The sequence below is a fragment of the Streptomyces sp. NPDC002623 genome (genome assembly GCF_053592635.1).
This window is the reverse complement of record NZ_JBSFWB010000044.1, coordinates 15,219-39,400: the sequence shown is the minus strand read 5'-3', so window position 1 is coordinate 39,400 and position 24,182 is coordinate 15,219. Positions and strand designations below refer to the sequence as shown.

The window sequence follows — 24,182 nt, the reverse complement described above, 5'->3', positions numbered from 1 at the left end:
TCGGGGCGGGCGGGTGGTCAGCCGTCGCTCGTTGCCGCAGGTCAGTTCGGCAAGCGGCACACGGAGGGTCCGAACTTGCGGGTTCTTGCAGGAGGCGCACGGGGGCGCGGGGCCCGATCGGCGAGTGCCCCTTGGCGCGGTGCGCGCGCCAGGTGTCGCTGCCATCCGGACCCGATCAGCGCACGTACCTTCCCTGTTGGCAGGACCGCGCAAGCCATCGGTCGTGCGACAGCGATGCCGGCGCGGGTGCCAGGAGTACCCGGGTGCCAGAACCGCCACTGCGTCGCGGTGCCACCCGGCCGAAGGCGGTCTCTGCGGTGACTCATCCGACTGACAAGGCAAGGCGGCAGTACATGGCTATGCGCAGTGGCGAACCGAGGGTCGACGTCAGCCCCGATCCGTGGAAGGACGCGGAGGGCGCAGGGGAGTCGCAGGGCAGCGCGCCGGAACCACTCCGGCAGGGAGTGCTGTTCACGCCCGCACTGCGGGCGGACACGGCCCGCAGGGTGAACAAGCCGAATACGGTGTGGCAGCTGACCGGAGCGTGGGAGTACGAGGGGGAGACGGCCACCGGCACCGCCGCCGTCTACTACGGCCTCGCCCCCGACGGCACGCCCCACGAGGGCCTGGTCAACCCGATGATCTTCGCGGACGGGTTCAACTACGGCGAGAGCGAACTCGGCGATCTCTACGCCCACCTCGACGCGCCCTACAACGCCGACGGCAAGCGGCTGCTCAGTCAGCTGCTCGCCGCCGGCGTGGACGTCATCCTGCTGGGCTTCAAGGAGCGCCACACCCACATCCAGGCCAACGCCGCCGTCGCGGTCAGCGCCATCCGCAAGGCCATCGCCGACCGGCAGGAGGGCGGCGCCCCCCTGATCGTGGGCGGCGTCAGCATGGGCGGACTCATCACCCGATACGCGCTGGCCTGGATGGAGAACGAGGGCGAGGACCACGAGAGCCGCATCTACCTGTCCTACGACTCCCCGCACAACGGCGCCTGGATCCCGGTCGCACTGCAGCAGCTGGCGTACTTCTTCGAGTCCGTCCCAGACCCCTCCGGCAAGCCGAAGCAGGCCGAGCTGATCAGGAGCGCCGCCGCCCAGCAGCTCCTGTGGGCCTGGGTGCCGAACGCCAAGGACTCCGGCACCGTCGCGACCTGGAGCGAGAAGCGTGGCCGGTTCCTCCAGGACCTGAAGGACATCGGATGGTTCCCGTCCAAGCCGGGCCTGCGCAGGATCGGCGTAGCCAACGGCACCGGCGACGGCACCAAGGGCCCGCTGCTGCCCGACGAGCTGGTCTTCGACTGGACGGCCCCGAAAATCGCCCGCGCGGTACTGCGCACCCAGCCGGCCTTCGGCCAGCTCCAGGAAGTCGTACGGATGTCGGCCCTGTTCCTCGGCTACCGTACGAGCCGAACCAGCGAGATCCCCCCACTCGACGGCGCGCCCGGCGGCACCCTCGCCTCCTACGGCATGCTCGCCGACGCGCTCGGCGCCACGATCGACGAGCGCCACCGCTCCGGCTGCTTCGTGCCCTCGGTCAGCGCCGTCGCCCTCAAGTACGACCCCGTCGCCTGGGACGTCGACCTCACCACCCACCTCAACGACCTCCCGCCCGGCCGTAGCGAGCTGGACGCCTTCCACTGCGACGACACCAATTCCGAGCACAGCCTGGTGACCGAGAGCCTCGCCGAGTGGATCCTCGCCGAACTCATCGGCTGACCCCGCTCAAGCACCGCAACCTGAACCTGCTCGGCCGCTACAGCTTCACCGCCTCCGCCCCGGCCGCCAGCGCCCTACGGCCCCTGCCCGGCCCGGACGCCGTCGGACTCGACAACGAGGAGCAGTGAGCGGGCAGTCGCCCCCCCGGCGGCGCGAAGCGCGGAGCCCCAGACCGCACGGTCTGGGGCTCCTTGCTCTGACCGGCGCTGCGGGTCAAGCGCCTGTCCCCGCCGGAGTAGCCCTCTCCGGCCACGCTGTGCAGGACGAAGTGAGTGGCTTACTGGCCCTAACAAAGCCTCTGGACGTGCCGATGGGTGATCAGGCAGACGGCAAGTCCGAGGAAGGCCTCGTGGATGTCGTCGCGTCGTTCTGATCGGATCCGTAAGCGGCGGAAGCCGTGCGGCCAGGAAATCGTCCGCTCGACAACCCAACGGAAGGTGCCGAGTCCCGTCCCGTGCGGCTGGCCACGCTCGGCGATCGCGGGCCGGATCCCGCGCTGCCGCAAGAGCCGTCGGTACTGTCGTGATCGTAGCCGCGGTCCGCGAAGAGCATGTCGGGCCGCCGCCGCGGTCGGCCGACGACTCCTGCCACTGCCGGGATCTTGTCCGACAGGGGCAGCAGCTGGGTGACGTCGTTGCGGTTTCCGCCGGTCAGCGACACCGCCGGCGGGATGCCCCGGCCGTCGGTGATGATGTGGTGTCTGCTGCCCGGGCGTCCGCGGTCGACCGGGCTGGGTCCGCTTTTGGGCCCCTGCGCGCGGCCCGGACGTGGGAGGAGTCGATCACCGTCCGCGACCAGTCCAGCTGGTCCTTCGAGCGCAGCTTGTTCAGCAGCAGCCGGTGCAGTCGGTCCCAGACGCCGGCCTCGTTCCAGGCCGCCAGGCGGCGCCAGCACGTCATGCCCGAGCCGAAGCCCAGCTCCTGCGGGAGGTACTCCCACTGGATGCCGGTGTGCAGGACGAACAAGATCCCGCACAAGGCCTGACGGTCGGGCACACGCGGCCGCCCCTCGACCTGCTTCGGAGGCGGCTCGGGCAGCAACGGCTCGATGAGCGACCACAGTTCATCCGACACGACCCACGGCCGCGACTGACGCTTCCCCATGCCCACACCAACGAGCGATCAAGCAGACAGTCACATGATCTACCAGCTTTTGTTAGAGCCAGTTAGGCACTTGCTGGGACGGTGTTGCCGACCTGGGACTTGGTCTCGGACGGTTTCCCGGCGCAGCGGTGGTGGCCCGGGAAGCCCTGGGTCGCTGGCGTTCTCCACGACCGTCAGCGGCCGGTACTCGCAGTCGTCGACGAGGAGACTCTCGGTGGGGCGTACGAGGTGGTGGTGGGCGCCGCCCTGGGCGGTGATGGTGCCGATCGGGTCGTCGAGGGAGGACGCGGTGCCGTGGTTTCGCAGCGTGACGATGAACGGCTGGGAGCGCCGTACGTCTTGATGTCGGCTGCGACCCGGGCGCGGGTGGCTTCCCGTACGCCTTGTTGCGGTCCTGGCAGCCGTCGCCGAATCGGTGCCCGCGCGCCCTTGTTGACGACGCTGCCGATGCCGCAGGCCACGCCCGGAGCGGAGGCGCGGCCCGTGTGGACCCGCTCCACCGAGTGCGTCGGATGGCCGTGCCGCGTGGGGTCCGCTTTAGCGACCGCATGCAGCGCCGCCGCGAATCCGAAGCCTCCCGAGCCCTGGCACTGCGGCAGGCCCGTGCCGAGCGAGCGGCAGGCAGGACAAGCCCGCCGCGGGACAACTCGAGGAGGCAGCGGGCGCGATGGAGCTGGAGCACGCGGCCTGAGCAGAAGCTCCGGGCTGTTGTTACTGAATTTGAACTCGTGATGTCGGCCCAGGGTCTCGCCGTGCTGCCAGGACGGCTGCTCTACGATCCTGTGCTTGCCAGGCGTGAGGCGACGAGCGCCACGAAGTGCTGGAGAACGGCGAACGGCAGCGTCTGCGTTGCGTCGAAGTAGACCTCTGCCGGCTTCTCCTCCTCGGGCGCGTAGACAAGCACCGTCACAGCTGTCGGCCCTGGAGCAGGTGAAGCAGGCATAGAAGAGGCTCGGCCCGGAACCATGCGGGCCTCGCTGAGCTCGAAATGTGTCATCCGGCCCTCGCCCGCACCCGTCTCGGTGGTGAGGGCGCAGAACAGATCACCGTCGTAGTCCCAGGTCAGCAAAGACATGGCGGTGATGCTGCCATACCTGGTGCCGCCAGCGGTCGGGCGTTTGCATCACCGCATCCGTCAGGGCCCGGATCCATGCTCAGACCGGTGCTGGCGAGACAGCCATCGACGACATCAGGGCGGTACTGGATCTGCTTGAGCCGGCGTTTCACTGCCTGGGTGATCTGGCCGAGGTCAGCCGCCGCGAGGTTGCCGATGTCGCGCTTGACCAGCGACCAGACGCCCTCCTGAGGGTTGAGGTCCGGGGCGTAGGTCGGTAACGGAAACGCGGTGAGCCATGCGGTGTTGGCCTCGAAGAACTCCCGTAGTGGCGCGACCAGGTGCATGCGCAGGTTGTCCCACACCAGGACGATCGGGCCGCCGAGCTGTGTGCGGGCGCGGGTGACAAGGTCGGGGTAGTCCTTCCAGCCGAAGCCTTTCGGTTCGTCCTTGCGGCCCCGGTACTCGCGGATCGCGTAAATCGGACGGGACCGCTCGCCGGGCTTGTAGCAGGTCATCCCCGCCATCGACACACGGCCCGTACCACGTCCGCGCACACGGACGACCGGGGTGCTGCCCTGGCGGCCCCAGGTCCTGGCGCGCGGTGGCGTCATCGACTGGCCGGCCTCGTCCTCGAAGACCACCCAGGCGTTGTTCACCGCCGCGGTGCTCATACCCGCGGCCAGACCTCCCGCTTCCACAGTTCCACCGCATCGTCATCGCGCTCGATCGCGCGCCGGGCGGGCTGCTGCCAGGACCAGCCGTGCCGCCGTAGCAGCCGCCACGTGCCCTCCACGGTGTACGAGACGTGGAACAGGCGGCCGATCAACGTCTTCACCCGGGCCAGTGTCCACCGTTGGTCGACCCACCCGTGGGCCAGTGGGCCACGCTCCAACTCCCGTTCCAGCCTGGCCCTCTGCGCGTCTGACAGTCGAGGCCTGCCGGGTGATCCCTTCGACGCCAACCCGGTCAGGCCCTCCTCGCGCCACTGGCACCGCCAGCGTTCCACGGACCGCTCCGAAACTCGCAGCGCGGCAGCGATCTCCCGGTTCTTCCCGCCAGCCTCGAAGCCAGTCACGGCCTGGAGCCGGACCCGCTCTCGCGCGGCTCTCTCGGCGTCGGTCAAGCCGCGACCCTGCGGATATCTCACCTCACCAGGACTACCGAAGACACCTGTCTGCTGTCCGGCGAACAACCCGACATCACCCGATCAAGTTCAATAGCGAGCCGTCGACCTGCTGGGATTCCAGGCCGTCTGAGAAGACGGAGGTTCGGGGTTCTCAAACGGCCTGGCTTTCGTGGAGGGTAGATCACAGAACTGTCCAAAGGTCTGCAACAGGCGAGACATGCCTGCGGAGACCCCCCGGTGCAACCGGTTGTCAGTGCTGTTCGGCAGGGCGTGCATGTGACGAATCGAGACGAGGAACGTGGCGCCCCCATCTGGTCTGGACTGCCTTCGACGGCCAGAGAGCTGCTCATGGCAACTGATTGGGGCACCCTGCAGCATGCATATATCCGCGAACAGGGGCCCACCCCGGCGCGGTTCGCATCCTGTCGGGGGCGGGGGACGAGCGGCGAGGCCCCCCACCTGTCTTGGTAGGGGGCCTCGTCCAGTAGCGGCGCGGGCGAAGTTGCTGCCCTTCTCGGGCTCAACTGCTCTTGTACATCGTGACCGTGAAGCTGACCTTCTCACCGTTGTGGTAGTCGGTGCTGTCCCACACCGAGATGTGAGACCTGTCCTGCATCCGCAGGTGCAGCACCTCATCGGCGTTGCTCCAGTTGTATCCGACGAACTGGAAGTTCGGCTCGGGACTGTCTCCCATTCTCCTGTTTCCCCAGCTGCAGATATGCGACGAGTCGTTCTCGCAGACGGACCAGGCCCTGGCGTACAGGTGGCAGTCCTCTCCCTGCCATACGTCGATACGCTTCAGCCTCGCGTCGGACGAGCTCCACGTTCCGTTGAACCGGCTGGCGGAGCACGAGGCGGCTGCTTCTTTCGTCGAGGTGACGGTGAGCACCACCGAGAGGGAGAACGTCAGGGCGGCCGTCAAGAGCACGGCCATGATCTGGCGTAGTGGAATGCGGGCAGAAGAGACCTGTGTCATCGTGAACCTCCGATAGCGGGTCGCAGCGCGGGGCATCCCGTCCTCACACGACGCGTTGCCCCCCCCTCCTTCGACTGAACGCCACCCATTCGGGCCCGGATCGTTTAGCCCTTTACCCCCTGCCTATTCCAGAGCAGCACTCCGCAATCCTGATCGCAAGTCGGCAGGATTTTACATTTCGCGCACGATTCAATGATGAATGCGATCAAAAGTGGATCGGTCAAAGTGTGCGGCGCAATGAAAATCCGGTTCGACCGCACCGTGTACGAGCGCCGCAACGAGGTCGAGCGGTGATCAACAGGCTGGAGGGCTTCCGCGCCGTGGCGACGCGCTATGACGAGCCTGAGTGCGTCTTCCACGGCATGGTCACAGCCGCTGCCGTCTGACTCTGGTTACTGTAGTGGGGTGGGCCAGGACCCGACTTCCGGGGGAGTCATCATGCCCTGCTCGGTTATCGGAGGAGCTCAGTCGACGTCAGGGTGCGGCTGAGGAACTGGACCGTCCTGTCGCGACTTCGACGGGTAGCAGGGCGGTCTCGCCTGGTCAGCTGCCGTTCAGGACGCCGGCCGCGACTAACACGACCATGCAGAGAGTCAGGGTCGATGCGAACGCCGCCCCGGCATTCTTGGTGATCGTGCTGGCGTCGGCATGCTGAAGGCGGGCAAGGAAGCCTGCGATCAGCGCCGCGCAGCAGGAGATCAGGAAGGCGATCGTAATGAGGGTGATGGTGAGTGCGGCGCCGATGGTGGGCATGCCCAGGTAGGTCACAGTTCCGCCTCTCTGCTGTCAGTCGGCGCAGCCGACCGCCAGTCGGGTGGGTTGGCGGGTCCGCCGGCACGAGGGTTACCAGGCCAGGGTCGGCGGGCCCGCACTACTTCGAGGGCGGACTGTCATGGAACGGGCGCGCCCTCAGGGTGGTGGTGCCCATCCGGCCACGCGTTTGATCGTGCGTGGATGGAAGCCTTTCAGGTGGATGTCCACCGGCACCCGCCAATGCCCTGACCTGCGCATTGTTCCGACGCGCCCCCATAGCGATGGTGTTTGTCCGGCCTCGTGTTCAATCTTCGAGTCGACTGCGTGGGTAACCGCGACGCCCTGACCTGCGCATTGTCGGCGCACCCACGTGCCCTAGATTCATGAGGTATGTGAGTTATACGCTGATGGCACCTGATGGGAGGTCAAGTGCCGACCCTGAATGCCCAGTTGAGTGCCGAATTCCGCAATGCGGTGCGGGACGAATGCGACAGGATCAATAAGCGCAGACCCAGGCCAGGCGCACCGAAGAGGCAGGTGCCGGATGGAGGCTTCGGCCCGTACAGCGCGGCCTTCGCGCTGAACCTCACCTGGCTCGCCCAGCTCGTACACGATCGGCATCCTGCCCTAGGCATGGCACTCGAAGGCATCGAACTGATCTTCAAGCCGAACTGTCGGCTCCTGCCGGTGGATCTCGATCTGCGTCAGCGCTTCCTCCAAGCGGTGGAGGACGAACTGAGCCGGTGCGCCAAGATCGCAGGCAAGATCGCCCCGACCATCGACTTCACCAGAGCCTTCCTCGGAGCGGAGCCCAAGACGTATCAGCTCAGCCCGTTCAACCCAGAGGACCTCGGATTCTTTCGGATCTCCACATGGAACCCGGCGCGCCCCATGATCGAGGACCGGAATGTGGCGCTGATCGAGATCGTGGACTGGGCGACCGAGCTGACCCGCCACGGGCAGCGCGAAGACTGGATCCGCGACCATGACCTGTTCGACCGCCTGCTGGCCGAGGCCCAAGCTGAGGGCCTGGGCAGCCCATGCCCTGCTCTGGTCAGCTACGAGGTGGACGATCGGGAGCAAGACCCCCGCAGCGAGCGACTGCACCTGAAGGTGTCCCACTCCGTCTATTCGCGCCACGTGGCCCTGCGCAACTACATGCGCGCTGACAAGGTCGCCTACGAAGCGGTCCGGAACAGGATCCTCAACGGCAAGTACACCAACGGCCGACAAGAAGGGTTGCGCCGCATCATCAGGTCCGCCCCCAGGTCCAACATCGCCATCAACGTCACGGTCCAGAGCCGCACCGGCACGCTCATGGTCATCGGCCGTCCGAAGGGGCAGCGTGTCTGGGCGGATTTCCACCAGGCAGGTGCCCACGAGACCATGAACTGGCCCGCCCCCCAGGAGGGCGTGGAATCGTGGTTCAAGCTCGCGAGGCGGGCTCTGAAAGAGGAGATCGGCCTCACGGACCGCTCCGACTACTACGACCACATCGTCTTCTCGTGGTGCGGTTTCTACGCCCTTGAGGCAACCGCGTACTTCTTCGCTCACGTGCGGACCCGGCTCAGCGAACAGCAGCTCGTCAACGCAGTCCGCGCGTCATCAGGACGCATCGAGGCCGACACTCTCGCGTGGCTCCCCGTCACCGAAGGAACGCGCGATTCCGTCATCGATACCTGGAAGGCTGGTCCCTGGGAAGAGGACGCTGAGCACGACCCCGAAGGACGCCGCTGGCTCCCCCACTCGGCTCTGTCGCTCACTGAACTCCTCCGGGTAACCGAGCAGGGCATGATGACGCCCCCGGAAGTCGACTCCTGACTCAGTAGGTTGTTTGATCTCGGAGTTCCTGACGGCTTGAACGACCATGGCCCGGCTGGTGACATCACCAGCCGGGCCGTGGTCGGGTGAGTCACCGTCCCATGCCCACCCCAGTCTTCGTTGGCGATCTTCCGGGCCTAGACCTCAGTGTCCACCAAGTCCGTCATCATGCAGGTCAGGCGGTCGAGGCCGGGATTCCGGCGATGTTCCAGACCTCGAACTTCTGTCCCGGGCGGCATCGCGGTGGGCTGCTGGTGTTCTGGGGCGGGTTGACGGGCGGTCGGCGCCGGGGCGACCAGGGGCGGCATAATCCGGGCGTGATCCTTACTGTGCGGCAGCTTGCCCTGGCCACCTTGGACCGTCAGCTCCTGCTCGAACGCCGGCGCCTCGATGTGGCGGAGGCCGTCCGCCGTGTCTGTGCTCTGCAGGCACAGACGCCGGCGTCGCCGTACCTGGCGCTGTGGAACCGCGTGGAGAACTTCGCGCCCGAGGATCTCGACGCCGCGTTCGCGGACCGCCGGATCGTGAAGGCGACCCTCATGCGGATCACGCTGCACGCCGTCCACGCCGAGGACTACGCGCCGTACCACGCTGCCATGTTGAGCACCTTGCGGGCGTCGCGGTTGTACGACCGCCGTTTCACCTCGACAGAACTGACCCACGCCGACGCGGACGCACTGCTCCCGAAGCTTGAGGAGTTCCTGGCGCAACCCCGCACCGGCGCCGAGGTGGAGGAAGAGGTCACGGGGCGGTTCGGCGAGCACGCGCACCGCGTGTGGTGGGCGCTGCGGACGTACGCGCCGATACATCATGTGCCGACCAGCGGCCCGTGGTCGTTCACCCAGCCGCACGCCTACCTCGCATCCCCGACGGCCCTTGGGCCCGCGCCGGGGGAAGCGACAACCGGGGTGCAGCGACTGTTGCTCGCCTACCTACGGGCGTTCGGGCCCGCGTCGGCCCAGGACTTCGCCCGGTTCACCTTGCTGGGGCGTCCGGTGATTGCCCAGGCGCTGCACGCGCTTGGAGACCAGGTGGTGCGGGTGGCGGGTCCGGGGCGCGCTGCCCTGTTCGACCTGGCAGGCGCTGCCGTGCCCGACGAGGACACCCCGGCGCCGCCGAGGCTGCTGCCGATGTGGGACAGCACTCTGCTGGCCCATGCCGTCCCCGGGCGGGTTCTGCCCCAGGAGTACCGGCCTCTGGTCGTCCGGCGCAACGGGGACATGCTGCCCTGTCTGCTCGTCGACGGGCAGGTCGCTGGAGTGTGGCGCGCGGTCGACGGCGGACTGGAACTGACCGCCTTCCACAAGCTCGGCAAGGCTGTGTGGCAGGGGCTGACCGAGGAGGCGGAGAAACTGTCGGCTCTGCTCGCCGACCGCGATCCGGCCGTCTACCGCCGCTACGGACACTGGTGGGACAAGGGGTTTCCCGGCGTCGAGAGCACGATCGTCACGGGCTGACCGCGCCGCCACGTTACGTACTGGACGGGTGTTGGCGTGACTGTGTCGGCGAGCCGCGTGAGCGGGATGAAGGCGACGTGGTTCCCCGGCTCACTGGGGGTGGGCCCGCCGGGAGTGGGAGTGGGAGTGGGAGTGGGAGTGTCGGCGAGGCGTTCGGCGAGTGCGGCGACAGCTGTGCGGTCGCCTTCGAGGGCGTCGCGTTCCTCGTCGGGTGAGGGCGAGTTGTTCGAGCATCTGGTCGATGCCGTCCTTGACGGGCAGGAGCCGGCCGGCCACCGGTGGAGTCCTTGGGGACGAGGCGTGGCTGACCCTGGGCCGACGCAGCGCCGGGCACACCCCGGCGCAGGGGAGCGCCGGTGCCGTCGCCGAACGCGCGGCGGGCCACCCACGCAGCCCCGATGCCCTGCTCCTGGCCGCGCACCTGCTCACCTGTCCCGCCCCCGGCCCCTTGTACGACGCCGACGTCTGTCGGCACGCCCGGACCCTGCTCCAGACCGCCGCAGTCCTACCCGCGACCGAGCGCCCGGCCGGGGCGGAGCGGCTGCGCCGGGCGTTGATCGACGTCGGCGAGGTCCAGGTCGCCCGCATTTGACGGGACCGGGCCTTGGCTCGGCCCGCCGCCGAGCTGACGGGGGACGCCTCACCCGTTCGGCGGCGCTCGCCGGCTCCTGTGGTGGGTGCGCGCGGCCCGCAGGACGGAGCGGGCAGCCGGGCAGCGGGTGGTGAGCAGCAGCCGACCCTGGATGACCGGTGCGCTCGGAGTACCGGCCGGCCGGAAGGGGCACGGATCTGCGGCGTCGCCGGCGCGGTTGCCGCCCGCTCCCGACGCCGCCCGTGGTCAGCAGGCTCGGGCGGCCTGAGCGGGCCGGGACGCAGGCGTGCCGCTCCGGGCGATGACGTGGCTGTAGGCGTCGAGGTACGGGCGCTGTGCGGCCGGGCGGATATTGCAGGCCGGTCAGGGTGCTGGCCTCGGTGCCCGCCTCGCCGTGGGCTTTCGTGGAATGGTGGGTCTGTGGCTGCTTGGCCTTCGGCCGCGCGCTGCAGCGGTGCTCGGTGACGAGCAGACCGTGCGTGCTGTGAGCCGGCGGGCGAACGGGTCGGTGGGGGAGCGTCGTTGCGGACGGCCTGGGTGGGCTCGGCGGCCTGCTCGCCTGCGCCTGCGAGCAGCAGATCTGCTGCGCGGTGGAGTCTGAGGTGCGCCTCGGCCGCGGAGGTCCGCAGCTCACCGCCCTCCCGGAGGAAGCGGTGGCGGGCTTCGGCAACCCCGAAGCCAGGAACCGGGCGTTCGGCGGCGTCGCGGGATCGCTGTGCGAGTTCGTGCGCGCCCGACTGTTCAGCGGTACGCGGAGGGCGCAGCGGACGCCGTCCGCCTGGTGCTCGATCTGCCTGCCTGCCTGCGTGTCTGCCTGACTCGCATCGCGACGACGACGTCGTCGTCGTCTCCGTCGTGTGCGTCCGGCAGGCCCTGACCGTCGGCTCCCCCTGGACGGAGGTCGCCGCCGCACGTGATCTCCGCGCGGGGATCGAAGCGTTCCCGGCCGGCCTGTGATGCTGCGCGGGTAGAGTCCGGGGCATGCACCCGGTCACGCGTTCCAGCGAACGTCTGGGCTTGCGGGAACTCGCCGTCGCGGACGTGGAGGCGGTGCTCGCCGTGTACGGCAGCCCCGCAGCCGCCGAGCACCTCTCGTTCGAACCGCGAAACCGCGAACAGGTCGAACAGTTCGTGGCCGTGTCGATCGCTGCGGCTGTGGCGACGCCTCGCACGGAGTACGCGCTCGCCGTCGTCGAGACGGAACGGGCCGAGGTGATCGGGTCCGGCCGCCTGGCCCTCGATCCCCACCAGTCGCGCGGGGCCACCCTCGGCTTCGCGCTGCGCCCGGACGTGTGGGGGCGGGGCTACGGCTTGGAGACGGTGCGGTTGCTGCTGGGCGTCGGCTTCGACGACCTGCGATTGCACCGTATTTGGGGTGCCCGGTCTCCTCTCAATGAGGCCTCCGCCAAGACCATGAGCGCCGCAGGGATGGTCGAAGAGGGCACGATTCGCGAGCACGTGCTGAAGGCGGGGGAGTGGAGGGACTCCGTCGTCCACGCGATCCTCGACCGGGAGTACTTCTCCCGCTCCTGAACTCGCCGGTTCAGGAGCCGACTCGTGAAGTCGGTCCGCTTCGGCTGGTGTTGCCCGGGCTTCTGCGATGGTGACGGTGCCGCGGGCGGAGCTGCCGTGCAGTGTGACTGCGGTGAGGGGGTCGTTCTCGCCGGTGCCGTGGCGGCGGCGCCGGTTTGCCGAGGGGGCCGACAAGTCGGGCGCGATCCGGTCAGGGGGAGGTCAGGGGCTGGCGGCGGTCGCAGGCGGCCGTGCGGCGAATCCCATGCCCCAGTTTCCAGTGTCAACGGCCAGTTGGATCAGAGCCGTTTCTGCCGGCGTCGATATGACCGGTTGGTGCGGGGGCGTTGTCCGGGGCATGCGGTTCAAGGTCGGTGCGGGCGGCGTCGCGGGTTCGAGTCTGTGGAGGAACTTCGGCTGCTGTTCGCGCTGGGCTTTGCGGGGTGTCGGGTGTGTGCTCCGACCGGCTTCAAGGGCAGCGGTTGGGTGACGTCGTTGCGGTTGCCGCCGGTCAGCGACACAGCGAGCGGGATGCCCTGGCCGTCGGTGATGACGTGGTGTTTGCTGCCCGGACGTGCGCGGTCGACCGGGCCGGCACCGCTTTGGGGCCCGGCCGTGCGGCCCGGACTTGGGAGGAGTCGATCACCGCCCGCGACCAGTCCAGCTGGTTCTTCGACCGCAGCTTGTTCAGCAGCTGGTGCAGCTGATCCCACACGCCGGCCTCGTTCCAGGTCGCCAGGCGGCACCAGCAGATCATGCCCGACCCGAAGCCGAGTTCCTGGGGCAGACACTCCACTGGATGCCGGTGTGCAGCACGAACAAGACGCCGCACAAAGCCTGGTGGTCCGGCACCCTAGGCCGGCCCTCGACCCGCTTCGGTCCCGTTCCGGCACGTCGCCTACAGTCAGGCTGTTTACGAATGATCAATCTCAACTGCATCCCACCTCTACGCGGCCGACGCCCATACCGACAAGGGGAACTGCGCTGGTGAGCACCGATCCGGAGCGCACGCTGCACCATGCCGTCGACGTCACGGCGGACGACGCCTGGGCGATCATAGATTTTCTGATGCCGCGTCTGGAGTCACTGGAACGCGTCCACGATGGCGGCACGGAGGAGCGCCGCGCGGTCGCAGCCCTCACTGAAGCTGTGTCCGCCCTCGTGCTGGCCATTGAGTCAGAAATCCGAGGCCCCCGCAGAGGGCGTCTCCGCAACCGTCCGGCCCCACCGTCCGCTCCCAGCCCTTCGCCGACCGAGGACGAGCGGATCGCTGAGAAGAAGCGGCGACTCACCATGATCGCGGAGTACTGGAACCAACTCTGCGGCATCGTGCGCCCCTGGCGTGAGAGCGAGGGTTACGACCGGGCCCGGTGGAACCCGGTGACCTTCCTGGACACGACCGCTGAGGCCGAGTACCACCGGCGGGTCACCGAAGCCGGCCTCCGGAACGCCGAATAGTCGTGAACTCCGCCACGGAACTGCGGACAGGGCCCCGAAAAATTCCCCGGGGCCTACTCGATTCCCCACTTGTTTGAGGGGTGAACGATGAGGCTGGTGCCGTGCCCTTGACCGTCTTGGCCCAGCCCGACGAGTCCATCAGGGCGGTGACATAGGCATCCAGACGCTCCTCCACGGCTCGCGTCGACAACTCTGTCCTACCTGTCTCCCGCCATAGCTGGGCCACCAACTGCACTTCTTCTGAGTACGCCAGCCCGTCCCGCACCCGCCAGTAGAGCCGCTTGTTCGCGGCCGCGGCCAGCACCCCGCCGGGTTGCCGCAGTCGGCGGTGGACCGCGGGCACCGCGGTGACGCGCCCGGATCGCGGCGCTTCCAAGGTGTTCACCATCGGCGACGTCCGCGATGCCACAGAACAGGCTCGGCGGCGTGGCAGGCTCGGCGGTCTCCTCTGTGTCACGGCATACCAGCCAAAGAGCGGAATCACAACCTGACAGGTACCAGAAGGCAGCCGACCGTGCGCCTCGTAGTCTCTCGGTCGACAGAGCCCTCGGGAACAGGGAGATTTCAGATGCGAACTCGTATGCGGGGCCGCCTTCTTGGAGGTCTGCTCGCCGCCGGCCTCGTGATGGGTACGGCAGGCGCGGGGCATGCCGCAACAGCTGATTCCGGCACGGCTGCGGCTGCCTCGGTTCACACGTCCGCAACAGCGGCCAAAGCCGCCGCGTACCCCAAGGTGTACCTCAACACGGTGGTCAATCAGTGGACGCACTGGACCCCCGACTATTACGACTCCACTCACGCGGGGTGGCTGTATGCGGGGTCGAACTACTTCTACTGCATCAAGGAAGGCGTCTACTACTCCGACAACGGGCGCCGCAGCCGCTACTGGCTGCTCACGGACGACGACAGCGGCAACCGCAACGTCTACGTCAGCGAGGTCTACCTGGACCAGTGGGGCTGGGACAACGTCTACAGCCTGCTCGACTACTGCTGACGCACCGCCACTCCCGGTCACACATGGTCCCCGAAGCCCGGCGCTCCCACCCACGCTGGCCGGTGAGGCATAGATTGGGTGGTCGCGGGGTTTTCAGTGACTGTCTGGCTCACCGGTTCGGAAACGCCGCCGGCAACGGGTTTCGGCAGTCGCGCTATCCGACGGGCATGACCGACGCGGAGTGGCGGCGGTCCGGCCGTTGCTGCCGGCGCCTGGCTGGTTGCGCGGCCGGGGCGGGCAGCCGGAGGCGTACTGCCACCGGGCGGTACTCGATGCGATCTGCTACCTGGTCGACAACGGCATCAAGTGGCGGGCGATGCCCGCCGGCTTCCCGCCGTTTCTGTGGAATCAAAGATGTCAAGCGGTGTGCTTGTGGATCACGCCGAGATAGAGGCGTTCACGATGGGGCACGTCGTCGTCACGGCCAGGCGTGAAGAACACCGCGCAGACGTTGGCGGGTTGGGTAAGGATGCTGGATTGCTCTCCGAACGTGAGGCGGTCGTTGACGTCGTGGCGGCAGTCGACTGCATCAAGGCCGGCGATCAGGTCTTCTCTGAGCACTGTGGACGGGTAGGAGTCTGATTCGGGCAAGACCAGCGGCGGCAACTTGGTCGTCGGGCCTGGCCGGAGTCTGATGCAGATTCCGCTTACAAGGCGTTGGGTGATCTCCAGCTCCAGGCCGTTCCAGGCGTGGGGGTAGCCGTCAATATCCGGTCTCATCCGGATAGCGGGGTGCGGGCGTCCTGGACCCAGGAGATCCTCGGCCTCGGTCAGCGGCATGCCGCAGTGAAGCGGGCCGATACGGCCGGTCCGGGCGAAGTCGACGAGCACGTTCATCAAGGTCACGTCGGTGACTCTGGCATCTCTCGTGCCAGCCCACACCTGGATAATGCTCGAGGGTCCTCAGCACGGCTCACCTGGTCGGCATGATCGCGTGACCGTGGTGACGTCGATGACCGGCAGCAGAGTGGCAGTCGCGGGGGCGCCGATCTGGCTCGGTGTCGGCCCTGCGGGGGTTGGAACGTCGGCGAGTTGATCGAGGAGCTTGTCGAGGGCGGTCTGCCCGTCGTCGACGACGGCGCGTTCATCGTCGGTGAGTGGGATATTGGCCGGCATCTTCTGCAGGTTGCCTTTCGCCTCCGGCAGTTGGCCTTTGCTGGATTCCTTCGGGGTGTAGAAGTCGCAGCCTGCGCAGGCCATGTGGTGCTGGCATTGCTCGAAGAAGGTGTAGGTGCACCAGCCGTGGCCGAGGTCGTAGTACTGCCGGGGTTCGCCGCTGGCAGCGGCACCGGAGGCGACCGCGTCGCGGTCGACGAGGACTCCGATGGTGCGTATGTTCCTGACGAAGTAGCCAGCGTCGTTGTAGGCCGCCCTGGCTAGGGTGTTTTGGGTGATCTTCGCGTAGTGCGTAGTGCGTGGTCGCCTCGGGAGTCCGGTGGCTCAGCCATTCCTGCAGTTCGAAGAGGGTCATGGGCTCCTTGGCGTTGGAGAGCTGGCTGGCGATGGTGGACCGGGCCCGTGGCTGGTGATGTTGCCGCGGACGTCGGTGGTGGGGACGCCGGCCTTGCGACCGAGCAGCGTCATGGCCGTTCTCCTGTCACTTCTCCCGGCGGCCGCGGCCGCCCGGCGGATTCCGGGGCGGCACGCTCCCTGGCTGCTCGCGGAGACTGCGCTCGACATCACCTTCCGCCGAGACGCACACCGCGCCATCCCGCGCGGCTCGTAGTCGGCGGTCAGCGCCACTACGTGGTCCTGGAGCGCGTGATCGCCCCCTTCGCCGCTACGCGTGACACGGGATGGCCCAGAGAGGGGCAGGGGAAACATCCGCGGTGTCGCCACTTCGACCGAAGGAGAGGCCGTGACCGCCATGTCGAGCCCCTGGAGATGAACGGCCCTGCCGGCCGCCGCTTTGACCCTGGCCGCAGCTGTCACCCTGGCCACTGCCGGGGGCGCGGACGCCGCCCGCCCCGAGACTGCTCGTACCAAGCCGACGATCGTGCTGGTCCACGGCGCTTTCGCCGACGTCGGCAGCTGGGCGACCGAGGTGACGCAACTGCGTCGCCTGGGCTCCACCGTGTATGCGTCGGCCAACCCCCTGCGATCCTTGTCCGGCGACGCCGCCTACATCCACTGGTTCCTGCAGACCATCGACGGCCCCGCTGTTTTGGTCGGCCACTCCTATGGCGGGGCCGTCATCACCAAGGCCGCCACGGGTCTGAGCAACGTCAAGGCCCTCGTCTACGTCGCCGCCTTCGCCCTCGACAAGGGGGAGAGCACGGCGACCGTGCTGCCCGCGGACAAGTACCCGGGCTCGCTGCTGACCCCTGACACGCTGGTGGTCCGCAAGTACCCGGATGCCTCCGCGCCGGGTGGCACCAACTCCGACCTTCACATCAGTCCGGACGACTTCCAGAGAGTCTTCGCCAACGCCAACGCCAACGCCAACGCCAACGACAACGACAACGACAACTCCAAGACCGAGGCGACCGAACTCGCCCTCACCCAGCGTCCCTTGTCGCAGAGCGACTTCGCCGAACCGCTGGACGCGGAACCGGCCTGGAAGGCCATCCCGAGCTGGGACCTGGTCACTCTCAACGACCACGCCATCTCGCCCGCGGGCCAGAAGTTCATGGACAAGCGCGGGCGCCACAACCACCACGATCCCTGCCGCCCACGACGTGAGCCTCACCCGGCCCGATGCCGTTAATAAGGTCATTCTGGACGCGGCAGCGTCGGTCCACTGATCACGCGAGGCCCGCCAGACGGAGGGGACGCGGTCCGGTCGGCTCACGCCCGGAATGGACCAGCGCCGCCGCTGTGGCTATGGCTGTTCCTCCGGGCGCAGAGCGGGTGGCCGGCCGCAGGGAGGGTCCTGTGGTGTTCGGGCCGCGCGGCTCTGAGCGCGCATCACTGCGACGAACTCGTCCGCGAGACGCAGTCCGGTCTCGCGATTCGTGTCCCCATGCCGATCAGCGCCGGAGCCCTTGTCCAGGCGCCACACAGACGGCGGGAGGAGGAACGAGGCACGGACAGAGCGGGAGCTCCCTCACACCCCACCCCATAGTGATCCGGGGCCCGTACCACGCGATGTGCGTGATTCCTCGTCCCAGGTGCCGGCCGAATGGCGAACCAGCAGTCGGCTGAAGCCGCGCCGTGTCGGCGCCTTCTGAAGGTTCATCATGGAAGACCTGTCCCCGCCGCCCACTCCCACCCCGGAGCCCGCGGCAAAGGAACTCGCCGACGCCACCGCGCCCCACGCCCGCATCTGCGAGGTTCCACCCGCCCAGGGGTGACGAAAACACCCACGACCGCCTCGTACGGGAACGGTGGTTCTGGGACCAGTACACAACCGACCACGCCCAGCGCACGGAACGCTACGAGGCCCCCGCTGCGCGCCTCCCGGCCCACCGGATCGCCGTCGACGCCATGCAGCACGAGGGCACCGCTCAGCCCCGTCGGGCGTCATCGAGAGTGGCCGCCAGCCGCCAGCCGCCAGCCGTCGGCATTCCGCGTCTCGCCCGAACAGCTCGTCCACAGAGTCACCTCTTGCTGCTACGGCGGGGCATGCACTCGATTGCACGTAGTCCGCGTCGTCGCCACGATGGTTGCTTCTATCGGGAGTCGCCTGAGTGGCGGGGCTGGTCCCGGTTTGGTGGGCGGGTCCGGGAGTTCACGCGAGAGCTGATCCGCGCGTACCCGCCGGTGCGGCTCAGTCGCCGCGCTCCAGGTTGCGGCACATGCGCGCCAGGACGGTGACGGTGCCGGCGTACTCCTCGTCCGTGACGCCGGTCGTCAGACGGGTGCGGGTCGCCTTGACGAGTTTCTCGATCTCGGTGTGGGCCTCGCTGCCCTCGGGCGTGGCCGTGTACGTCCCGGCGCTCACGTCGTGGGTGATCCAGCCGCGGGCGCCCAGGTCGGAGGTGACCTCGGCGAGCGTGATGGTGTCCTCGCCCCAGAAGGGGCGCAGCTTCTCGGCGAATGTGGCGGCGTCGTGCGGGCCCGTGGCGGCGAGGTCGTGCAGGACCTGCCAGTGGCGACGGGTCAGGCTGCGGTCGGCCAGAGATTGCTCGAACTCGCGGTTGATCAGGGTGTCGAGGTGCTTGAGGTAGAAGCCGATGGGCTTGAGCTGCGACGGGCGGGTCATGGCCGCCTCCCGTAGAAGATGTAGAATGACAAGTAGTTGTCATTGAGTATGTATCGGGAGGTCGGGCATGGGCAAGGCCGGCGCGGACGTGGCGGTGATCGAACGGGCCATGGTCGCCATGCGACGCAGCATCACGCGGCGCACCCTGTCCCGCTTCGCCAGGGCCGGCGCGCCCCAGGGCGGCGGCGCGGAGTTCGACGTCCTGGACGTGGTGGAGGCGGCCGAGGAGGCGGGGGAGCCGGTCGGTGTGCGAGGCGTCGCCGACGCGCTGCTGGTCGACCAGCCGCGGGCGAGCCGCCTGGTGGCGTCGGCTGTTGCGGCCGGCTGGGTACGGCGAGGGGGCGACCCGGCGGACGGGCGCCGCGCACCGCTGGCGGTCACCCCCGCGGGCCGGGCGGCCCTGGCGCAGGCGCACGACTTCCGCCGAGTGATGGTGGAGCGGGTGACGGCGGACTGGTCGGAGGGTGAACGCGCCGAGTTCGCACGACTGTTCGCGCGGTTCGCAGAGGGGTTCCGGGAGCTGGGGCGCGGCTGAGCCGCCCTGGCTGCGGTGGGAACATCGGAACGCCGGGCGGGGGCGCGACGTCAACTCGCGAACGAACACCACACATGCGCCCGGCTGGCAGCCGGCGGATCGACGCCCTCCCGCTCGCACAGCGCCAGATACTCGGCCAGGCTCCGTGCGTACGCGTCCAAGATCCGCGGCGCACGACCGAGGTCCTCCCATGCCTGCAACCAGGTCGCTGCATGCTCATGTTGTGCCAGTGCCGACCACTTGGCCACCAGTGGCGATGTGCTGCTCGGCCGGGTCACGAGCAGCACGCGCTGTTGTCGATGCTCAAGTACGCGAAGATCAAGGCGGTCGCGGTGCGCGAGGACGCCCGCGGACGCGGAATCGGGGTCGGCCAGCTGAAGCGGTACGTGCAGGTGTATTGGCAGTTGGACGACGGCCGCGACCGCTTCATCAGCAGGCGATCTCACTCGCCTACGTGAAGCAGGTCCTCCAGATACTGGAGGCCGGTGCGGCGGAGGAGGACCTGCGTCGCGCGGCCGCGCCTCGCGAGCCGGTCGACCACGCGCACATCGGTCGGCAGATGGTGTGCTGTCGGGCGAAGCGGATGACCGCAGGCGCCGTCGCGGCGGCCCTCGATGACACTCGCTTCGGTGCGCGCCAGGATTCCCGCCACGAGCACCTCGCCGACGACGAACGCGGGTGGGCAGAGCTCGCGGAGTGGGAGCGCATCGACCATCTGCTCGCCGCCGCGGGCCCCGGAAACGGTCTACGCCCCCAGACACCGACCCGCACGTCCGGGAGGAGCTCGCCGCCGAAGCCGCAGACGCCGTCCGCCCGGGTGAACTGCGCGAAGTCGCCCGGATCGCTGCCCGCGCCGATGAGCTCCAGGCGCTGCGCGAGCTCGGCACTGGAGCAGACCGAGCCCCGCCAGGGCGACGAAGCCGTACGGGACGAACTCACCCGCCGCGTGGGCGGGTACGTCCAGGACGACGTCGACGCCTGGCTCGCCCGCGCCCTGGCCGCGCATCGCGGGCAGTACGCGGATCCGGCCGCCCGGGGGAAGCCGCCGCCGAACTCCTGCCGCCCCAGCTGTTCGCCCACGCCGCGCTGCTCGCCGAACTCGCCCGCCTGGTCCTGGCCACCGGCGTCGACCAATTGGCGCTCGCGGCGCGGCTCGCCACCGCCGAACCCGAGGCCGCCGCCGACCTCGCCGCGTTTCTCACCCTCGCCACCGAGCCGGCCGACCCTGCGATCCTCCCCCCTCGGCAATCCCTCAGACCCAGATGCCCGGGCGAGACCTGCGGCAGGTCTGGCGGAACCCGGGGCCGGAAATTCCTCTATCTGTCATGCCTGTCATGCCTGTGATTCCTGTGAGCCTAGAGGTGCCTTTTCGCAGGCAGACGCGCTCCTGGGAGATGACCTGTGCCCCTGTGGCATGGCTGGTAGATGAAAGCCCGCGACGATTACTAGCGTGACTGGTGCTGGGGTGTGGTGCGGCGATTTCGGTAGCCGCCGTTGGACGGCAGCACTGCTGCTTTTCAGCCCACCGTCCCGGGGCCGATTGGATATCATTACTCGATGGCAGAAAATAAGCCTGACACGGCCCTTCTTCCCGTGCTGGGAATCCACACCGACCCGGAGAGCAAGGAGTCGCAATTCCTGATGCCCCGGTTGGGCGAGGATGAATTGAACTACTCCGTGGACGCCGGACTTGCCATCGCCAGCGCTCTCGGGATGAAACTGACGAAAAAGGCCATCAAGATCGTCTACCCGAAATCCGGCTTCCTCATGGTCGAAGCGTTTGAGGTCGTCGCCGGCGTCAAACTGTTCGACACTGCAACAGCCGTTATGCTCGAAACCCTGGGGGACGGGGAATCGAGGGCTGCCGGCCGGGCATTGCAGGATGCTCGGGCCGAGCGCGGAAAGCGCCGGAAGAACTGGCATCGTGCCAGGGCGGTCACACATCTGGAAAGCGCCTTCGAGGGCTATGAAGCGGCCATCGGCCAGCGGAAGCAAACCTGGGCGCACGACAAGCTCGGCTGGAAGAGTAAAGAAGTCGCAGAGAACCACACCAAGGCAGCCGGGCGAGCTGTTGCGATTGCGCTGATCAGTCGGAAAATGGACCTTCCCACGGCAGCAGTCACCTGGTCCGACCGGGCAAAGGAGCATTTCGACAGTTACTGCGCGCTTGCCGCCGCAGAACTCGTTCAACCCATCCGGCATCTCCTGTCCCTGGAAGAGAACGAAGAACTGTTGAAAGTGCTGGCCGACCGCGACAGCCGCCTGCGAGAACTTCAGGTCATCCCCGAAGCCGTGTGGAACTGGGACGGAAGGCGCACCGGCGAGGAGTGGGCAGACGATCTCTTCATAGCCGGTGGCGTGATGGTCGCCGCCTACTTCGGCAAGACCGTCGCCTACACATGGAAGTCGAAGAAAGAGAGGATGGCGGACCATCAAAAACTGCTGCTCGTCCGGCAGGAGGCAGCGACCGCCCTGCTGCGGCTCAACGCCACGCGTCGGGAGTTCTCCGAACTGTACCGACGGATCACAGGGCAGCAGTAGTCCCCGCAACGCTGGCATCTGCTCGGCTGGGGAGGCCTGATCCTGATCCCCCGCCTGATCCCCCGCCTGGTCGTCGGCCGTGGCCGCGGTGGTGGCCACGCCCGCCGGTAGGGGGCGGGCAGCAGGCCGTCTTGTCTTTACCGGTCCACCTTCAGGGCGACCGTCACAGACGACCTGGTCCGCGCCGGGCAGTCGGCGCTGCCCGTGTCGACGCCCGTTCGGACCTTCCACCACAGCGGCAGCCGACGGATCCTGGCCGGTCGGAGGTGGCGACATGTTGGAACGCGCGGAGAAGCCCACCGAGCCGAATCCGGTGGCTGCGGCCCGGGCGGCGCGCCCGCAGCACCAGTTGGTCGCCCTGCAACGCCAGGTAGGCAATGCCGCCGTGGCCAGGCTCGTTCAGCGCGACGCCATTCCAGGTTTCGCCCAGCGCGGCGGCACCTGCGAACCGGCGTCGCTGCTGACCGCGTTCCTGGTATGGGACCGTGAGCTCGGCAGCCCCGGTGTCGCGAACGGCAACATGATCTCGGCGTGCGACGCCGCCCAGATGTTCATGCTCAACCACCGGACCCAGCTCCTGAGTGGCGTCGACCGGCGATTCAATAACGTCGGCGAGTACGACGCCACACTCGCAACCGTGGCTCGGGTCAGGCTGGCTCTCCAGACCGGCGTGCCCGCGACGGAGGCCCAGTTCCAGGATCTGGCCGACGCCCTCAGCCGCGTCTTCTACTCCGCCGACCAGGCGATGCGGACCATGGGCATCACCGCGAACCAAACCCAGTACAACAAGCTCGGCGACATCCTCGGCAGCGTCGAACTCACAGGCCTCCGGCCGGGCGAGATCGCCCAGATCCACTGGTACGTCAGAGGAAAACCCGGCAGGCCGGCTCCGTCAAGCAACTACCACGCGTTTGTCATTGGCCGAAAGGCGAACGGCACCTGGTTCCTGTCCGACCAGGGCGACCAGCCGCCGTTCCTGCTGCGTGACATCCCGGAGCTGGCCACCCTCCGGTCCCAACTGAACGCGGCGGCGGCCGACAGCCGCTCCTGGATCGACACCCGACCCACCACGGCCCGAGCCGTTCTCACGACGGTCGGCGTCACCGTGCTGACCCAGCCGGAACAGGTCGAGGCCCGCCACCGCCGGCTGGTCCCGCCCGGCCAGTCCCTCGGCATCGTCGACCCGCCCGGGTGGTCCCGCGACATTGCGATGGTCACTTGGGACTGGGTCGGCACGGCTGACAGCCTGGCGGCGGCCCGGGGTTTGTTCCCGTCGTCCGGGATCGGCCACGGGTTCGTGATCGTCGAGCAGCCGCCGGGGGTCTTCAATGTGGCCAAGACCAACCCGGTGAGCGAGAAGGGCCTGTCCGGCACGTTCACAGCCAACGGTCTGCTGACGTCCTCGACCTTTGTCCATGTGTGGTTGCAACTGGCCACGGCGGATGGCATCCACCGCCCGGCCCTCACGCCTGTCTACTAGTGCCGCTCCGCGGAAGTTCGTGGAGGGGTGTTGGAATGCTGGTCCGGACACGTCGGATGTGTCAGGCGAAGGCGAAGGCGAAGGCGAAGGCGAAGGCGAAGGCGAAGCGCGCGGCGGCTTCAGCGGGCGTGGTCGCTTGACGGCGTCCGGGGACATCGTGAACGGTGGTCGCGCCTTCGGAGCGGAGTCGGCCGGCACAGGCGTTGCGGGTCATGACGGCGGCGTAGGCGCGGACGTCCTCGGCGGTGAGGTCCGTCCGACCTCGCTCGGTGTACTGCTGGAGGAGGTCGGTGACGCCCGGGTCGAATCGCAGCATGGTCACCGGGACGTTGAAGCGCCCCGCGATGGCGATGAGTCGTGCGCGTGCCTGCGGCGTGACGTTCGTCGACTCGGCGACGGCACTGTGTCCGGCGGCGAGCCTGGCGACGATCCTGCGGTCACGTTCGTCGAAGATCCGTGCGTCCGCCGCGTCGGATTCCGCTTGTGCGGGTGAGGTGCCGAAAAGCTCCGCGCGGATCTCGTCGCTGGACACCACGGCTTCCGCGTCGATCTGCCGGCGCGCGACCAGTGCCCGAACGAAGCTGGTCTTGCCCGAGGCTGGTGGGCCGACGAGGAGGACGAGTCCTGCCGACACCCGGATGGCCGGCGCGAGAGCGTTCAGGTAGAGGCTGCCTGCGCAGTCGAGGGCTTCCTCCGGGGAGCCGGCCGGCAGTCCGCTGGGCAGGATGTTGTCCCGGTAGCTGTCGTTGCCGGCCAGGTAGAGGGCGAAGCCCCAGGTGTGCAGCACACCGGTGAAGCGCAGTCGGCACAGCGGCAGGCTCTTCTCGCCGGGCAACTCGGCTGCCACGTAGGCGAATCCTGTGCGGAAGCGGACCGTGATGGCGTCCACGTGGGGCCAGCATGCGCGGG

At 68.2% G+C, this 24,182-nt stretch carries 24 protein-coding genes and 5 pseudogenes; 18 read left to right on the top strand and 11 right to left on the bottom strand.

Annotated features, from left to right (window positions below):
• The first annotated feature begins 353 nt into the window (after positions 1-353).
• Entirely contained in the window at positions 354-1,724 is a 1,371-nt protein-coding gene (locus ACWD4O_RS42330) for a hypothetical protein (protein ID WP_451288375.1), read from the top strand.
• Complete coding sequence (locus ACWD4O_RS42325) at positions 1,697-1,852, top strand: hypothetical protein (RefSeq protein WP_451288400.1); 156 nt, start codon at positions 1,697-1,699, stop codon at positions 1,850-1,852. The genes ACWD4O_RS42330 and ACWD4O_RS42325 overlap by 28 nt, the downstream gene beginning before the upstream one ends.
• Positions 1,853-2,010: 158 nt before the next feature.
• Here the strand turns inward: ACWD4O_RS42325 and ACWD4O_RS42320 are convergent.
• The 4 genes and pseudogenes from ACWD4O_RS42320 to ACWD4O_RS42305 form a co-directional block, all read right to left on the bottom strand.
• A pseudogene (locus ACWD4O_RS42320) lies at positions 2,011-2,827 on the bottom strand (IS5 family transposase).
• 772 nt (positions 2,828-3,599) lie between these two features.
• Positions 3,600-3,902, bottom strand: coding sequence for a hypothetical protein (locus ACWD4O_RS42315; protein WP_398394303.1), 303 nt, complete (start codon positions 3,900-3,902; stop codon positions 3,600-3,602).
• A gap of 71 nt (positions 3,903-3,973) precedes the next feature.
• Positions 3,974-5,031, bottom strand: a pseudogene (locus tag ACWD4O_RS42310) (IS630 family transposase); the annotation flags it as partial.
• 499 nt (positions 5,032-5,530) lie between these two features.
• The gene (locus ACWD4O_RS42305; protein WP_451288374.1) at positions 5,531-5,986 is read right to left on the bottom strand and encodes a hypothetical protein; all 456 of its coding nucleotides are present in this window, start codon (positions 5,984-5,986) and stop codon (positions 5,531-5,533) included.
• A gap of 246 nt (positions 5,987-6,232) precedes the next feature.
• Here ACWD4O_RS42305 and ACWD4O_RS42300 point away from each other — a divergent pair.
• Positions 6,233-6,372: pseudogene (locus ACWD4O_RS42300) on the top strand (IS5/IS1182 family transposase); the annotation flags it as partial.
• A 157-nt stretch (positions 6,373-6,529) separates the two neighbouring features.
• On the opposite strand, the gene ACWD4O_RS42295 reads toward ACWD4O_RS42300, so the two are convergent.
• Entirely contained in the window at positions 6,530-6,754 is a 225-nt protein-coding gene (locus ACWD4O_RS42295) for a hypothetical protein (RefSeq protein WP_451288373.1), read from the bottom strand.
• Between the two features lie 414 nt (positions 6,755-7,168).
• On the opposite strand from ACWD4O_RS42295, the gene ACWD4O_RS42290 reads away from it, so the two are divergent.
• From ACWD4O_RS42290 to ACWD4O_RS42270, 5 genes are all read left to right on the top strand, one after another.
• Positions 7,169-8,560, top strand: coding sequence for a hypothetical protein (locus tag ACWD4O_RS42290; RefSeq protein WP_451288372.1), 1,392 nt, complete (start codon positions 7,169-7,171; stop codon positions 8,558-8,560).
• A gap of 317 nt (positions 8,561-8,877) precedes the next feature.
• Positions 8,878-10,017, top strand: coding sequence for a winged helix DNA-binding domain-containing protein (locus ACWD4O_RS42285; RefSeq protein WP_451288371.1), 1,140 nt, complete (start codon positions 8,878-8,880; stop codon positions 10,015-10,017).
• Positions 10,018-10,258: 241 nt separating this feature from the next.
• Positions 10,259-10,609: a hypothetical protein gene (locus ACWD4O_RS42280; RefSeq protein WP_451288370.1), complete on the top strand. Its 351-nt coding sequence runs from the start codon at positions 10,259-10,261 to the stop codon at positions 10,607-10,609.
• A 602-nt stretch (positions 10,610-11,211) separates the two neighbouring features.
• Positions 11,212-11,427 (top strand): hypothetical protein, encoded by a 216-nt coding sequence (locus ACWD4O_RS42275; RefSeq protein ID WP_451288369.1) that lies wholly within the window; start codon positions 11,212-11,214, stop codon positions 11,425-11,427.
• 163 nt (positions 11,428-11,590) lie between these two features.
• Complete coding sequence (locus tag ACWD4O_RS42270) at positions 11,591-12,142, top strand: GNAT family N-acetyltransferase (RefSeq protein ID WP_451288368.1); 552 nt, start codon at positions 11,591-11,593, stop codon at positions 12,140-12,142.
• A gap of 449 nt (positions 12,143-12,591) precedes the next feature.
• On the opposite strand, the pseudogene ACWD4O_RS42265 reads toward ACWD4O_RS42270, so the two are convergent.
• Positions 12,592-13,060, bottom strand: a pseudogene (locus ACWD4O_RS42265) (IS5 family transposase); the annotation flags it as partial.
• A 48-nt stretch (positions 13,061-13,108) separates the two neighbouring features.
• Here ACWD4O_RS42265 and ACWD4O_RS42260 point away from each other — a divergent pair.
• Complete coding sequence (locus tag ACWD4O_RS42260; protein ID WP_451288367.1) at positions 13,109-13,579, top strand: hypothetical protein; 471 nt, start codon at positions 13,109-13,111, stop codon at positions 13,577-13,579.
• A 124-nt stretch (positions 13,580-13,703) separates the two neighbouring features.
• Here the strand turns inward: ACWD4O_RS42260 and ACWD4O_RS42255 are convergent.
• Positions 13,704-13,895, bottom strand: a pseudogene (locus tag ACWD4O_RS42255) (aminoglycoside phosphotransferase family protein); the annotation flags it as partial.
• Positions 13,896-14,147: 252 nt separating this feature from the next.
• Between ACWD4O_RS42255 and ACWD4O_RS42250 the strand changes: the two are divergent.
• Both ACWD4O_RS42250 and ACWD4O_RS42245 read left to right on the top strand, forming a co-directional pair.
• Positions 14,148-14,573 (top strand): hypothetical protein, encoded by a 426-nt coding sequence (locus ACWD4O_RS42250; RefSeq protein ID WP_451288366.1) that lies wholly within the window; start codon positions 14,148-14,150, stop codon positions 14,571-14,573.
• 181 nt (positions 14,574-14,754) lie between these two features.
• A complete protein-coding gene (locus tag ACWD4O_RS42245) occupies positions 14,755-14,964 on the top strand; it encodes a transposase (protein WP_451288365.1) in 210 nt (69 codons plus the stop codon).
• On the opposite strand, the gene ACWD4O_RS42240 is transcribed toward ACWD4O_RS42245, so the two are convergent.
• Entirely contained in the window at positions 14,931-15,410 is a 480-nt protein-coding gene (locus tag ACWD4O_RS42240; protein WP_451288399.1) for a hypothetical protein, read from the bottom strand. The two genes, ACWD4O_RS42245 and ACWD4O_RS42240, sit on opposite strands and share 34 nt — an antisense overlap.
• Before the next feature lie 195 nt (positions 15,411-15,605).
• Here ACWD4O_RS42240 and ACWD4O_RS42235 point away from each other — a divergent pair, with 195 nt between their 5' ends.
• From ACWD4O_RS42235 to ACWD4O_RS42225, 3 genes are all read left to right on the top strand, one after another.
• A complete protein-coding gene (locus ACWD4O_RS42235; protein WP_451288364.1) occupies positions 15,606-15,953 on the top strand; it encodes a hypothetical protein in 348 nt (115 codons plus the stop codon).
• A 202-nt stretch (positions 15,954-16,155) separates the two neighbouring features.
• A complete protein-coding gene (locus tag ACWD4O_RS42230) occupies positions 16,156-16,299 on the top strand; it encodes a hypothetical protein (protein WP_451288363.1) in 144 nt (47 codons plus the stop codon).
• A gap of 183 nt (positions 16,300-16,482) precedes the next feature.
• Positions 16,483-17,280 (top strand): esterase/lipase family protein, encoded by a 798-nt coding sequence (locus ACWD4O_RS42225; RefSeq protein WP_451288362.1) that lies wholly within the window; start codon positions 16,483-16,485, stop codon positions 17,278-17,280.
• A gap of 1,002 nt (positions 17,281-18,282) precedes the next feature.
• On the opposite strand, the gene ACWD4O_RS42220 is transcribed toward ACWD4O_RS42225, so the two are convergent.
• Positions 18,283-18,717: a MarR family winged helix-turn-helix transcriptional regulator gene (locus ACWD4O_RS42220; protein ID WP_451288361.1), complete on the bottom strand. Its 435-nt coding sequence runs from the start codon at positions 18,715-18,717 to the stop codon at positions 18,283-18,285.
• Positions 18,718-18,784: 67 nt separating this feature from the next.
• Between ACWD4O_RS42220 and ACWD4O_RS42215 the strand changes: the two genes are divergently transcribed.
• Positions 18,785-19,252, top strand: a complete 468-nt coding sequence (locus ACWD4O_RS42215; RefSeq protein ID WP_451288360.1) for a MarR family winged helix-turn-helix transcriptional regulator — start codon at positions 18,785-18,787, stop codon at positions 19,250-19,252.
• Between the two features lie 299 nt (positions 19,253-19,551).
• Positions 19,552-19,710, top strand: coding sequence for a hypothetical protein (locus tag ACWD4O_RS42210; RefSeq protein WP_451288359.1), 159 nt, complete (start codon positions 19,552-19,554; stop codon positions 19,708-19,710).
• Here the strand turns inward: ACWD4O_RS42210 and ACWD4O_RS42205 are convergent.
• The gene (locus ACWD4O_RS42205; RefSeq protein ID WP_451288358.1) at positions 19,695-19,967 is read right to left on the bottom strand and encodes a hypothetical protein; all 273 of its coding nucleotides are present in this window, start codon (positions 19,965-19,967) and stop codon (positions 19,695-19,697) included. The genes ACWD4O_RS42210 and ACWD4O_RS42205 overlap by 16 nt on opposite strands.
• A gap of 842 nt (positions 19,968-20,809) precedes the next feature.
• Between ACWD4O_RS42205 and ACWD4O_RS42200 the strand changes: the two genes are divergently transcribed.
• A complete protein-coding gene (locus ACWD4O_RS42200; protein WP_451288357.1) occupies positions 20,810-21,793 on the top strand; it encodes a hypothetical protein in 984 nt (327 codons plus the stop codon).
• A 274-nt stretch (positions 21,794-22,067) separates the two neighbouring features.
• Complete coding sequence (locus ACWD4O_RS42195; RefSeq protein ID WP_451288356.1) at positions 22,068-23,273, top strand: hypothetical protein; 1,206 nt, start codon at positions 22,068-22,070, stop codon at positions 23,271-23,273.
• 61 nt (positions 23,274-23,334) lie between these two features.
• On the opposite strand, the gene ACWD4O_RS42190 is transcribed toward ACWD4O_RS42195, so the two are convergent.
• Positions 23,335-24,162: an AAA family ATPase gene (locus ACWD4O_RS42190; RefSeq protein WP_451288355.1), complete on the bottom strand. Its 828-nt coding sequence runs from the start codon at positions 24,160-24,162 to the stop codon at positions 23,335-23,337.
• Between the last annotated feature and the right edge of the window lie 20 nt (positions 24,163-24,182).